The organism is Bradyrhizobium sp. USDA 4473 (assembly GCF_054063335.1).
The window spans coordinates 3,517,197-3,529,352 of record NZ_JBSSGE010000001.1 but is presented as its reverse complement, the minus strand read 5'-3'; the positions used below and the strand labels follow the sequence as shown (position 1 = coordinate 3,529,352).

Here is a 12,156-nt window from a genome sequence, read left to right as displayed (position 1 = left end):
GCCGCGCTTCGCGCCGCCTGGACCGATGCAGCGAGCCTGTCAATTCGTCAGCGCAGTAGGCGGCGCCGAAACAGTGCCGTCGACATAAAGAAGGGCAGCACCGCGTAAATACAAAGCGCTCCGACATGGACGGCAACGCCGCCGGTGACCGCGCGCTCAAGCATCGCCGGGCGAATGAGATCGACCGAATGTGCGAGCGGCAGCAAGCCTGCGACTTGCTGAAAAGAACTCGGCAGCTGGCTGTTCGGAAAGACCACACCACACAGAAACACCATGGGTGTAATGATGAGCGTCTGGTAAAATACGAAGTAGTCGTAACTTGGCGCAAGAGATATGACGACCATAGCCAGGCTTGCGAAGACAAGACCGGTAAGGCCGACCGTCGGCATCACGTACAAAACGGAAGGCCAGGAAGCGTAACCTAGCACGGCAGCGACTATTCCGATTGCGGTTCCGGCCAGAATGGACTTACTGGCCGCCCAGACCAATTCGCCCAGAACAATATCGCCAAGCGTGAGCTGTGTCGACAGAATCGCTTCCCAGGTGCGATTGGCGCCCATCCGGGCAAAGGTCGCATACATGGTTTCAAAGGTCGCGGATGTCATGGCGCTGGTCGCGACCATGCCCGCCGCCAAAAATGCGATGTACGAGGTCCCCTCAACGCGGCCCACGATTAGCCCGAGACCAAAGCCAAGGCCAAACAGGTTGGTTATTGGATCTGCCAGGTTGCCGAGAACCGATGCAAGTGCGACTTTCCTCCATGCTAGGAAGTTTCGATGCCATACCGCGGTCCAATTGTAGGCGTTGGCGGGCATCAGCGCGGCAAAACTTTCACCCATCTCTCATTTCTCCATCTCGCGTCCGGTTAGCCGCAAAAACACGTCTTCGAGATTCGGCGGCCGCTGCAGAATGCGAAGGCCTGCTCGCCCGCGCAGTTGCACACGTACCTGCTCCGGATATGGCGCATAACAGAACAGCGTCTCTCCACTCACTTCGATGTTCCGCGCGTAAGGCCTGATCAACTCAGCGAGCTCATGTGGATCACCGCCATAGACCTCGATCACGTCGCATCCGATATGCTCGCCGATCAACGCTTCCGGCTTTCCTTCGGCGATCATGCGTCCACTCTCGAGCACGCACAGACGATCACACAGACGTTCCGCTTCTTCCATGAAGTGAGTAGTCAAGAGGATCGTCTTGCCGCGCGAAAGCAGGACACGCAGGCGTTCCCAGATCAGGTGACGGGCGTGCGGATCAAGACCAGTCGTAGGCTCGTCCATCACGAGCAGATGCGGGTCATTGATAAGAGCGCGCGCCAGCGTGAGCCGTCGCTTCATGCCACCTGACAGTGCAGCGGCGCGCACGTCCGCCTTGCTTTCAAGACGCGCAAACTCCAGCAACGAGGGTACGACCGCCTCGATCTTGCTGGCGCTCATGCCGAAGTAACGGCCGAACATCCGCAGATTCTCTCGTACGGTGAACTCGAGTTCAAGGTTATCGAATTGCGGCACTACGCCGATGCGCATACGTGCGACGCGAGCCCGTGCAGGCACAGCTTCGTCAAGGACTGTAATTTTGCCGGCATCCGGCGAGATCATCCCGAGGAGCATACGCGCGATCGTGCTCTTGCCGGCTCCATTCGGCCCGAGCAGGCCGAAGCATTCTCCGCGCGCAACCGAGAACGACAGTTCGTCGACAATGACCTTGCCGCCAAATGACTTTCGTACGCCGGCAAGGTCGATTGCTGCGGTGGACATGTTCATCTTAGGCCGACAGAAGCCGTTCAGCCGACGTTGGCTTTCCTACGGGCGTTCTGGTCCAAAGCAGACCGTCGCACCAAACGTGCTCCACGCGTCCCCATTCGCAGGCGGCGGCGGCATCCGGGAAGAATCCTCGGCCGTTCAGGTTGGCACTCGTATTACAAAGCAGTGGAATGCCCGTGAGCTGCTCAAATTCGACGAGGAGCTGTGCGATCTTGTGCGGAGAGTTGCGGGCGACCGTCTGCAGCCGCGCGGAGCCATCCAGATGGACGACGGCGGGGACCTTATCGCGCCATTCCGCCCGGGTCTGGTGATCGAACAGCATATAAGGATCTGGCGTGCCGGGGCTGAAGATCTCTGGCGCTCGATCCTCCAGGCAAATCGGCGCTACCGGCCGGAAGTGCTCGCGACGCTTGATGTCGTTGAGATGATCTTTCATTGCCGCCGAGGTCGCTGCCGCAAGAATGCTTCTGCCACCCAATGCGCGCGGCCCGAGCTCGGCGCGTCCCGAGAGAAATATCACGGGCTTGTTGTCGGCGAGTATGGCCGCGAGCTCTCGTAGACCGCACGGCGCTGCCTCCCATTCTGACGGAATCTCGCTGGTCTGTAGCGCCGGGCCGCTGTAGACTGACCATTCGAGTGGCCCGAACCCATTTTGCGCTGCCATCGCACCGCAGGCAGCGCCGATCGCCGAGCCGCTGTCATTTGGAAACGGCGGCACCCAGACCTCATCGAACAATCCCGTCGCGCGAAGCGCACTATTCCACTTGATATTGAGCCCACACCCCCCGGCGACACACAGGTTTCTCGCGCCCGGAAGCGACGAGTGCCGCAGCAGAACCATCACGATTTCCCGAACAAGAAGACGCTCAAGGAATACATGAAAGGACGCCAGAACGTCCTCCGCACGCTTGCCCGTCAGGCGCGGCGCGCTCGCCTCGAAAAATTCGTGCACAGCCGCAAGCGACGCCTCCGCATTATTGATATCGGCGCGGTAGCGACGCGCCTGCTCCGTGTCGGCCGCGAAGCGCTTTTCGTAAAGCTCCTGAAACACTGTCACGATGGATTCATCGACAGAGCCGAGCGCGATATAGGCCATCAGCTTGCCGGCGATGCCCAAGTCCCAATTGGTGCGGTTCGGCTGCCTGTAAGGCCCGAAATGAAGGCCCGCGGCAGCATAGGCATGACCGATCATCGGAAACAGGCTCGCGATGAGCCGCGCACCCCGCGGTTCGACATAGTAGAGACGTGGAAAGATACAGCCATCCCACACCAGACAGAACGCAGGTTTTTCGGCGCCGGCAAAGGGGCTGGTGCTATAAGCCGACGCGACGTGGCCCGTCACGTGGGGGTAACTCTTATAGGGAAATACCTTGCCACCGAGGATCAGGCCGTAGCCGTCGACGGAATCAAGAAGGCCCTCGGCGTGCCGCTCGACATATGGCGCCCCTTTCAGCGCGATCGGAACCGCCCCACTCAGGACCTGGAATTGCGACTCGATCTCCCCATCCCAGCCATCGATGACGAACTGATCAATATCTCGAGGGTCAAGGCCGTGTTCGGCCAATGCGAGCACGACTGCATCGAGGTTATCGACGGATTGGTAGCGTGGGCTGTTGGCGCGCTTCTCCTGCTCGGTGCAAAAGACAAGCTTCCCGTCCTCGACGACGGCAATTGCGCCATCGTGTGTTAACTTAATGCCGCAGATGCGCATACGACCCCCTGACCTATTGACCCAAATTTGGTTGTTCTGACGAGTTAGTCGGCTTCCGGAACAGGACGAGCAAACAGTCTTCGTTGACCGACTCAGTGTGGCAATGCAGACGCTCGACCTCGAATAGCTTCTCCTTGAAGAGAGCAATCACCGTTTCCGCGCCGGCCGCATGGCCCCAGCGTTGACACGTGGCATCACGTGCCGATCCGAACACCAGAGCGCCATTTGGTGCAAGCATGCCCGACAGATTGCGGATGGCCGCGTGCATCTCGGCGACGTCCTTGAGGTAGTAGAGAACCTCGGCGACGACGATCAGATCGAACCGCTCAACAGTCGAGAACTGTTTAATGTCGCAGGTTCTCCACCTGATATGTGACCATCTCTTGGTCCGTTGCCGCGCCCGCTCAATCGCCTGTGGCATGACATCCACCACGGTGAGCTGTTGGCAGTGTGGCGCCAGCATTTCGGTGAATGCGCCGGCAGCACATCCGACCTCAAGTGCATGCGCAACATCCCCGTTGCAACGCGAGATCCGGAGCATTTGCGCATAGCGCTCCTGCTCGAACGAATTACTATCGAGACGCCACGGATCGTCGACAGCCAACTCGCGTTCCAGTAGCTGGTAGTTGTTGTTGTCCGGCGTCATAGAGCGTTCAACCTACTTGTAGGCACTCGATCGATCGTGACCACAAATCTCAGTCGCGGCCACGCTCGATGGAAGGTGCGAACGCTCGGACTTGCGAATTGCGCCGGAGCTCGCCCCGCTGCTTGCAGACCTTATTGCGGCGGTCGCGTGCGGGATGACAGCCTTCTTCTCTGCTTCGCTCGTCACAATGACCTTTCGCGACAGCCAGTCGCTATTGCTCAATGTACAAAGCGCATAAGCCTTCAGCGGCAGCAGGAGAAAGATGTTGATGGGTGTGTGGAGCGAGAAGCCGAGAAAACGCAGATCGCGAGCACGGAATGCCGCCACGCTGCAACGGACCATCGTCATTGCCGCAATCGTCAGTACTGTCCACCAGGCCACCGACCCCGCGATGACAAACTGAGTGAATGCAGCCAGCGACGACAAGGCGAGAAGCAAGGGGCCGAGATTTTGTCCGACGACATCCAGCGTAAGATAGCCATCGAGCTCGGGCAGCAAACGCAATGCAAGGAACGTGTCCCGAAAGGTGCTGCGGGCCCAGCGAAGTTGCTGTCGCAGATATGGCCCGAGGCTGTCGGGCACCACGGTGGCCGCGATTGCGTCGGGAACATACTCGGTTCGAAATCCAGCCTTGAGCATCAGGATCGTCAGATGACGATCCTCGCCGAAATCGCTTGGCTTCCCACGGAAGAATTGCGTTTCGTATTGATCAAGCAGCATCGCGAGCGCCGAGCGACGATACATCGCACATGGGCCACAGCAACACATCACCGCACCGAATCGAGCCTGGGCCGCTCGCTCCTCGTTGCAGGCCAGCCAGTATTCCATATCGATCAGCTTGGTCAGCCAGGTTTGGTTGCGATTGCTGGCTACCAACTGCCCCATGGCCGCGCCGACCTCGGGGTGCTGCATCTTCGATACAAGCTTCGTTACCACGTCGGCGGCAAGTATCGTATCCGAGTCAACGTTGAGCACCAGATCGCCGGAAGAACTGCGTATCGCTGCAATCTGCGACTTGCGCTTTCCGACGTTCTTGGCGAGCAAAATAACGCGAAACCTCGAATCGTTCTCGTAGATTTTGTGTACAGGCGCCACAAGGTCGCGATTTGCGGATCCGTCGTCGACCACATGAACTTGCAGCATTCCAGCGTAGTCCTGGCCTGCGAGCGACGCGAGGCATTCAGAGAGCGTATCTGGATCCTCGTTGAAACAGGGCACGATGACATCTACGCTGGGCAGAACCACCTCGGCTTGTCCTGGATCGTCCTGCAGCTGCGAGGTATTGACCGGCTGAGCGTAAAGCGCTTGCGCGCTCTTGTAGACGGTCGAGAGCAGCGCATAAGACGAAACGGCGACAGCGCTGGTTGTAGCGAGCAGATCCATGGGGTGCCAATTTTTTCAGTGAAGTTGAGGAAGCGGATGGATTTCGAACCCGCGCAGCTGCAGTGCCGGAATCAGATATGACAGCGCCCTCACCGTCTGATCACGCGACGTGGCATCCGTGCACGATATCGCCTCATCCGGAGGATATCCGTCGTGCAGGAGCACAATTGCGCCCGGGCGAACGGCCGCCAGCACCGAGTTCACGATGCGATCGACCCCGGGACGTGACCAATCTCTTGGATCGACCGACCAGTGCACAGCTGCGAGGCCTGCCTTGGCTGAGGTAGCGAGCACGTCTTGGGTCCATATGCCGTAGGGGGCCCGCACGTGCCTGGGCAACGCCTGCGGACATGCCGATCGAATGGCCCTGCTTGCCGTTAGCACCTCATCGTGTACCTCGGCCGGCTCGCATCTGGACAGATCCGGATGCGTCATCGTGTGGTTTGCAACCTCGTGCCCTTCGGCGATCATTCGCCGAATGAGTTCAGGCTGGTCGGCCGCATACATGCCGATCACGAAGAACGTCGCCGGCACCCGATGTTGGGTCAGCACATCGAGCACGTCCGGCGTGCAGAATGGGTTGGGCCCATCGTCGAAGGTCAAGTAGACCGAGCGACTTCCGCTGACGCCGCCGTAGTCGCACCGCGCAGCAGATTGGCGGATGAGTTCGTTCACAGCTCGGGCCCGTTGCGATCGATAATCGTTCCGGCCGGCCACTCGCCCATTGAGCGTCCAACCGGGAACACCACCACGAGCACATCTTCGACGCGGATCGGCGACAAATTGGGGTAGACATCTGGCTGGGTGGAACGGACACGAACCCCGGACAAGAGGGTTGCCGCCCCCTGCCTTCCGACCAGCCTGGTAAGATGCTTCTCAAGCGCGGGCCGGACCGTGCCAAAACCGAACGGCACCCCAAGCTCCTGCAGCACAGGAAGCATCACCCGCATCGAGTGGCTGACTCCAAGCCCCTCAAGGTCCGGACGTACGGCATATAGTCCGAGTTCGCCCACGAGAAGGTCGACGCCATCTATCTTGATGAAGCGGCGTAATAGACCGACATGAGCCGCGACGCCGCGCGCGTCGTGACCGATTATCCGGACTTCGGGCCTTGCACCGGCCCAACTCCGATTGCCTTCGAATGGCTGCGCATTGAACGCGCCGGTCGGCCCGTAACTCTTGCGGAAGAAGTCGGCAAGCTCGGCATGATCGGCGAGCTGCAACTCGTGTTCCCAGCGGCGGCTCCACTGGACTTGAGTGCGCGGGGAAGGCGATTCCGCAGTCCTGGATGCAGCAATATTCATGACGGACTTCCCTGCGCCAGTGTGGGTGAGAGCGGAGATGGTCACGTAATCAACTCTCTATTTGCCGAGCCGGTGATCAGTCTGAACTTCGAAGGGATACGACGTCCGCCCTCGGCTCTCCTCGCAGACCCCGCCGGAGCAGAGCGACTCGGAATGCCGCCTCATCACTGGCCATACGACCGCGCAGCTCACGCGCGTCGTTCCGGCCAGTCCATGGTCGACAAATTCCCGGACATCCCAATGAGGGGGTTGGATCGACCAGAGCCTATCTGCACGATGGAGAGGCTGCGCCGCGTCCAGGATCACGATCGGCGCGGCCATATCGGAGGGCTGGGCATCGATGCGTGGGGCCTCATCGAGGGCCCGCCCGGCTGGCACCAGATCAACTTCGGTCCTATGCATCTTCGACACGCCTTGAATTGCGATGGACAGGCGCGCCATTTGGCCAGTCGCCGGAACTGTTTGGCGTCCGCAATCTGCGCACGCCGATTGGTCGTGACACTAAGGTGAGGCTGAGCACGCCCTCAAGTGTACGCGGGTAAACCCCCGATATGGAAAGGGATGAAACGCACATACGAAGGTTTAGCGGGACCGGCCTGGCGTCGCATCGCGTGCTTATCGAACAGAGAAGCGGCGCAACTCGCATGCGGCAGCAACACCCACTGCTCGCACCGATTCGGTGGCCGCTCGCACGTCCAGGAGTTCGTCTTCGAGCTCGCGTGCGACCAGCAGCCATCGTGGTATGCCTAATTCATTTTCCAAACTCATGTTTGCTATCCAATATTCCGCAATTTGGTAAAATCGATTGTTTCGATAGAACACATCCACACGATGGATAGACTCACAAGATGCGGTTCAAGGGACTTGATCTAAACCTTCTCGTTGCGCTCGATGCTCTGATGACCGAGCGCAACCTCACGGCGGCGGCACGCAAAATTAACCTCAGCCAGCCCGCTATGAGCGCCGCAATCGCGCGGCTGCGCAGCTACTTTCGCGATGAATTGTTTACGATGAGGGGTCGCGCGCTCGTCCCGACGCCCGGCGCCGAGGGGCTTGCAGGCCCCGTTCGCGAGGCCCTGCTGCACATCCAACTCTCGATCATCTCTCGTGAAGCATTCGACCCGATTCAGTCGAGCCGACGCTTCAGGGTCATTCTCTCCGATTTCATGACCATCGTTTTTTTTCGGCGGATTGTCGATCGTATCGCGCAGGAGGCGCCCGCGGTGCGTTTCGAATTGCTGCCATTTTCCGATGAGCCTGGTGAGCTGCTCCGCCGCGGCGAGGTCGACTTCCTTATTCTGCCGGAACTGTTCATGTCGAGTTCGCATCCGAAGGCGACGCTATTCGAAGAGACCCTCGTGTGCGTGGGATGCCGCACGAACAAGCAGCTATCACGGCCACTTACTTTCGAGAAATACAATTCAATGGGGCACGTTGCTGCCAAGTTCGGACGGGCGCTGAGGCCCAACCTCGAAGAATGGTTTTTGCTCGAGCACGGCTTGAAAAGACGGATCGAGGTTGTTGTGCAGGGCTTCAGCCTTATTCCGCCCATATTGCTGGATACGGGCCGTATAGGGACAATGCCGTTACGTCTTGCCAGACATTTCGAAAAGCGAATGCCCTTGCGGATCGTGGAGCCACCGCTTCCCCTGCCTTCATTCACCGAGGCAGTGCAGTGGCCTGCGTTCCACAATACCGATCCGGCGAGCATCTGGATGCGGCGAATCTTGCTGGAGGAGGCATCCAACATGGCATCTGGGGGTTGGGAACCCACAGCGCGCAGGCGCAGCTAGCTTCACCACCAGCCCCCCCGCAGTTAAAACAATCATACACGATCATTCGGCGGGCTTTCCGGCTTTCTCATTTCAATGTCACGTACAGCCATTGGCAAAGTGCGCGCGCGAGCCGGCAATGGGCTTGCGGCTCGCGCACGTCATGATTCTCGAAAAATGTCGTTTAGTACGCGTGTACCGCGGGCACGATCCGGCACCGTCGCGGAAGGACCCACTTCGTCGGGTACCATGATATTTGACGAGGCCAATTTAACTGCTTGAATCCGACACTGCGTCAGGTTGTAGCTTCGCCTCCTGACCAACGCTGCGCTGGTGGACGTTAATGGGTTGCATCGGGCGAACTCACGAATATACGCGATAGCCACTTCGGCTGGTCTGTCACTGACAACTCGACCAGGCCGAGTTGTCAGTGTGGCCCAGGATCGACGGAGCTCGATCAGGCTGCCGCCCGACGAGTCCAGAGGTAGGTCGGTGCCCCGGTCGCCCTGCCGGCCACTCTGTGATGATCCGCGAGCTTTCTTTGCGCGATCGCGCCAGACGAACGAAGTTGATTCGGGCGAACCAGTGCTGCCTCTTCAGATGCAGCCGTGGCCGCTCATTGTATGCACCGTAAAGACGATCGCGTCGGATAATTGGATATGCGCTTCAAAGGCCTGGATCTGAATCTTCTCGTTGCCCTCGATGCTCTTATGGCTGAGCGCAGCCTTACCGCAGCGGCACGCAAAATTAACCTCAGCCAGCCAGCCATGAGCGCAGCGGTGGCTCGGCTGCGCTCCTATTTCCGCGATGAGCTGTTTGCAATGAGGGGCCGGGAACTTGTCCCTACCGCACGCGCAGAAGGACTGGCGGCTCCCGTTCGCGAAGCTCTGATGCACATCCAACTCTCCATCATCGCCCGAGACGCGTTCGATCCGGCGCAATCGACCCGGCAATTCAGGATCGGCCTTTCTGACTTCATGACGGTCGTCTTCTTCCGACATGTCGTAGAGCGGGTCGCACGAGAGGCCCCTGCCGTCAGCTTCGAACTGGTGGCGCTCACTGATGAGCACGATGAGCTTCTTCGGCGCGGCGAGGTTGATTTTGTTATCCTTCCGGAACTATTCATGTCCAGCGCGCACCCACGGATAGCCCTGTTCGAGGAGAGGCTGGTGTGCGTTGGCTGCAGCACGAACGGCCTGCTGCAGCGACGGCTTACATTCGACCGATATATGTCAATGGGGCACGTTGCGGTTAAGGTCGGAGTTGCGCGCAAACCTCCCATCGAGGAGTGCTTTTTGCTCGATCGCGCCCTCAACCGACGCATCGACGTTTTCGTGCAGAGCTACGGTATGATCCCGCCCATGCTGGAGGGCACGAGCCGCATAGGGACCATGCCATTCAGGCTCGTTAAGCATTTCGAAAAGATGGCCCCCCTTCGGATTGCCGAGCTTCCGCAGTCATTCCCCACCTTCACCGAGGCGGTCCAATGGCCCGTCCTCCACAACAGCGATCCGGAGAGCATCTGGATGCGAGAGATATTGTTGCAGGAGGCGGCTCGCATGACATCTGTACCTGACGAGTGCTCAATGACCTCGGCCTCGGGACAAGCGGAAACCGACGGACGCTTGGCGAAAGCTGCCTCGCGGTTGTCGTAGGACCTTTGCAGCCTACCGAGTTTACGCATGTTTCGGCAGCTGCCGATTTGGACTTCTCTGCCGACATCCATTCTTTGCTCATGAAAGTCCCGCGGCTTCGCCGGCTGAGCCGCCATCACGACGCTGTCGTGAGGCCTGCACATGAGTATCGCAACCGACATGCGGGCGATGGATCAAGCCGCCCGTCGCATGTTTCTGAGAGGGACGCGCATCAGAGACGAAGCACCATACGCCTGACACTCGCTCAAGCCAGGCGCAACACAACACTGTCTCGCCTGGCAGTTATATATAGATGACTGAGATCGGCTCGGAGTTCGCCGTCTACTCTCAAAGCTAGCAGCTCTCTTGACGCGCGCGGCCGATTTCGTTTTCGCCGAGCCGCAGAGCTCTCACACCGACCGGTTACGGAGGTGGCGAGATTCGCTCGTGCGATTCTAGAGCACCGCGCACCTGTGTTGCCCTGTCGCATCACCTTAAAGTGCATCGCATCTTCATTGCTCTGCGCCGCCGGTCTGACTTCTTTTCGCCCTACCGCGGCCAAACGTCTTGACGACGTGCGCTGCTCTGGCGCAATGACAACAAGGAGCTGAACGTTGGAACAGTGCAGCGGCGTATTCGATCCGGAAGAACTTTCTGTCTTGGGACGCCTCTTTGACAGCGCAATCGCCGCGTTACCGCCATCGATGCGAACTTCTGAAAATCGCGCTGCGGTAGCCAGACTCATCTTGGAGCGTGCAGCGATCGGCGATTCTGGGCTGGCATGCCTGACGAACTTGTTGACCACCATTTCCCCTCAGGGTTGATCGCCAGCCATTCTAAGGATAGTCACCATCTCTTACGCTGGAATAGAAGACGATCCAGCTAGAGCTTTGAAATAGCTTGAATCACACGTGACGTCAGGTTGTAGGCTTTGAAATTGAACAACATGAGCAAAGCTACACCACGTAGGCGTCGATGGCGCATTGGCGAACTTGCAGAGGCGACCGGAGTGACGGTACGCACGCTGCATCATTATGAACATACGGGACTGCTAGCCGCATCAGAACGGACTGACGGCGGTCATCGGATGTACGATCGCGAAAGCGTTCAACGGGTTCATCAGATTCGAGCGCTACGTGAGCTTGGCTTCTCCCTTCATGAGATCCGCAAGGCTATGGAGGGCACGACTTCACTGATTGATCTGCTGCGCAAACATTTGGAGCGAATCGAACTTCAAGTCGCTCGAGCAACCCTGTTGCGAGATCGTTTACGTGACATGACGACGGACAGCGAAATCCAGGTCAGTGTAGACGAGCTGCCTGCCACCTTAGTCGCCATGTCGCGGGTTGAGACGCGTAGTCAAACCTCGCGATGCACCTGTAAGCTGGCCGCCGAGCGCGACGAGAGGTGGTGGCGGATTCGCGACGATCTGCGCGATTGCTTGGATAGAGGCGAACACCCCTGCGGTGAGCGAGCAAAGGCTGTCGCAGTCGCGGCGCGGTTGCTAATCGGCGAAATCGCCGGGGCTGATTCACGCGTTTCCACGATCCTCAAGGTCCTTGCGCGGTTGAGTGCCCCGCGCAGTCTCGCGGGTTGGGACCCCAGTCTCATGCAGTATCTCGATCTCGCCCTTGCCGGCTTGGAAGATCAGCCGTACTGACGAGCCTGGCGCAGGCACGCGCGCGGAATTGTCCCTCGGTCTTTGGCCTTCGGGATGAGAGCCGACGACGCCTCGTAGCACGAGCTCCAGGCGCGGCAGCCGAGTGCGCGGCTGAATCAGAAAACTCTTCGCGCCTGGCCCCAAGAGCCCCCATCGAGGCCATGGTCAGACGCATCCTCAAAAAGAGCTTGAACCGCACGTAACGTCACATTGTAGGCTCTGGTTGCGGTGTGGCCGAGCTGACGCGCACGACTTCGCTCGGCAGCAGCAACCGCATCGTCGT

The 12,156-nt window shown here is 59.1% G+C and carries 10 protein-coding genes; 3 read left to right on the top strand and 7 right to left on the bottom strand.

All coding sequences use genetic code 11. The features are described from left to right. Nucleotides 1–47: 47 nt before the first annotated feature. The 7 genes from ACVW17_RS16490 to ACVW17_RS16460 are packed head-to-tail and all read right to left on the bottom strand — an operon-like array spanning nucleotide 48 to nucleotide 6,807. Nucleotides 48–839: an ABC transporter permease gene (locus tag ACVW17_RS16490; RefSeq protein WP_456752842.1), complete on the bottom strand. Its 792-nt coding sequence runs from the start codon at nucleotides 837–839 to the stop codon at nucleotides 48–50. Nucleotides 840–842: 3 nt separating this feature from the next. Next, complete coding sequence (gene nodI / locus ACVW17_RS16485) at nucleotides 843–1,763, bottom strand: nodulation factor ABC transporter ATP-binding protein NodI (RefSeq protein ID WP_456752841.1); 921 nt, start codon at nucleotides 1,761–1,763, stop codon at nucleotides 843–845. Between the two features lies 1 nt (nucleotide 1,764). Next, a complete protein-coding gene (nodU, locus tag ACVW17_RS16480) occupies nucleotides 1,765–3,474 on the bottom strand; it encodes a nodulation protein NodU (RefSeq protein WP_456797576.1) in 1,710 nt (569 codons plus the stop codon). 13 nt (nucleotides 3,475–3,487) lie between these two features. After that, entirely contained in the window at nucleotides 3,488–4,120 is a 633-nt protein-coding gene (nodS, locus tag ACVW17_RS16475) for a nodulation methyltransferase NodS (protein ID WP_456752839.1), read from the bottom strand. 12 nt (nucleotides 4,121–4,132) lie between these two features. Next, nucleotides 4,133–5,503, bottom strand: a complete 1,371-nt coding sequence (gene nodC / locus ACVW17_RS16470; protein WP_456797575.1) for a chitooligosaccharide synthase NodC — start codon at nucleotides 5,501–5,503, stop codon at nucleotides 4,133–4,135. A 15-nt stretch (nucleotides 5,504–5,518) separates the two neighbouring features. Then, nucleotides 5,519–6,178: a chitooligosaccharide deacetylase NodB gene (nodB, locus tag ACVW17_RS16465; RefSeq protein WP_456752837.1), complete on the bottom strand. Its 660-nt coding sequence runs from the start codon at nucleotides 6,176–6,178 to the stop codon at nucleotides 5,519–5,521. Next, complete coding sequence (locus ACVW17_RS16460) at nucleotides 6,175–6,807, bottom strand: NodA family N-acyltransferase (protein ID WP_456797574.1); 633 nt, start codon at nucleotides 6,805–6,807, stop codon at nucleotides 6,175–6,177. Before ACVW17_RS16460 ends, nodB begins: the two co-directional genes overlap by 4 nt. 848 nt (nucleotides 6,808–7,655) lie before the next feature. On the opposite strand from ACVW17_RS16460, the gene nodD1 reads away from it, so the two are divergent. The 3 genes from nodD1 to ACVW17_RS16445 all read left to right on the top strand — a co-directional run bounded on the left by nodD1 (nucleotide 7,656) and on the right by ACVW17_RS16445 (nucleotide 11,873). Beyond that, the gene (gene nodD1 / locus ACVW17_RS16455) at nucleotides 7,656–8,600 is read left to right on the top strand and encodes a transcriptional regulator NodD1 (protein WP_456797573.1); all 945 of its coding nucleotides are present in this window, start codon (nucleotides 7,656–7,658) and stop codon (nucleotides 8,598–8,600) included. Nucleotides 8,601–9,238: 638 nt separating this feature from the next. Further along, entirely contained in the window at nucleotides 9,239–10,234 is a 996-nt protein-coding gene (nodD2, locus tag ACVW17_RS16450) for a transcriptional regulator NodD2 (protein ID WP_456797572.1), read from the top strand. Nucleotides 10,235–11,159: 925 nt separating this feature from the next. After that, nucleotides 11,160–11,873: a MerR family transcriptional regulator gene (locus ACVW17_RS16445; protein ID WP_456798970.1), complete on the top strand. Its 714-nt coding sequence runs from the start codon at nucleotides 11,160–11,162 to the stop codon at nucleotides 11,871–11,873. Nucleotides 11,874–12,156: the final 283 nt, after the last annotated feature.

Excerpts from the sequence above, each read along its gene's own strand:
- nodU (WP_456797576.1), bottom strand. The coding sequence starts at position 3,474 with ATGCGCATCTGCGGCATTAAGTTAACACACGATGGCGCAATTGCCGTC.
- nodD1 (WP_456797573.1), top strand. The coding sequence starts at position 7,656 with ATGCGGTTCAAGGGACTTGATCTAAACCTTCTCGTTGCGCTCGATGCT.
- nodI (WP_456752841.1), bottom strand. The coding sequence starts at position 1,763 with ATGAACATGTCCACCGCAGCAATCGACCTTGCCGGCGTACGAAAGTCA.
- ACVW17_RS16490 (WP_456752842.1), bottom strand. The coding sequence starts at position 839 with ATGGGTGAAAGTTTTGCCGCGCTGATGCCCGCCAACGCCTACAATTGG.
- nodD2 (WP_456797572.1), top strand. The coding sequence starts at position 9,239 with ATGCGCTTCAAAGGCCTGGATCTGAATCTTCTCGTTGCCCTCGATGCT.
- ACVW17_RS16445 (WP_456798970.1), top strand. The coding sequence starts at position 11,160 with ATGAGCAAAGCTACACCACGTAGGCGTCGATGGCGCATTGGCGAACTT.
- ACVW17_RS16460 (WP_456797574.1), bottom strand. The coding sequence starts at position 6,807 with ATGAATATTGCTGCATCCAGGACTGCGGAATCGCCTTCCCCGCGCACT.
- nodS (WP_456752839.1), bottom strand. The coding sequence starts at position 4,120 with ATGACGCCGGACAACAACAACTACCAGCTACTGGAACGCGAGTTGGCT.
- nodC (WP_456797575.1), bottom strand. The coding sequence starts at position 5,503 with ATGGATCTGCTCGCTACAACCAGCGCTGTCGCCGTTTCGTCTTATGCG.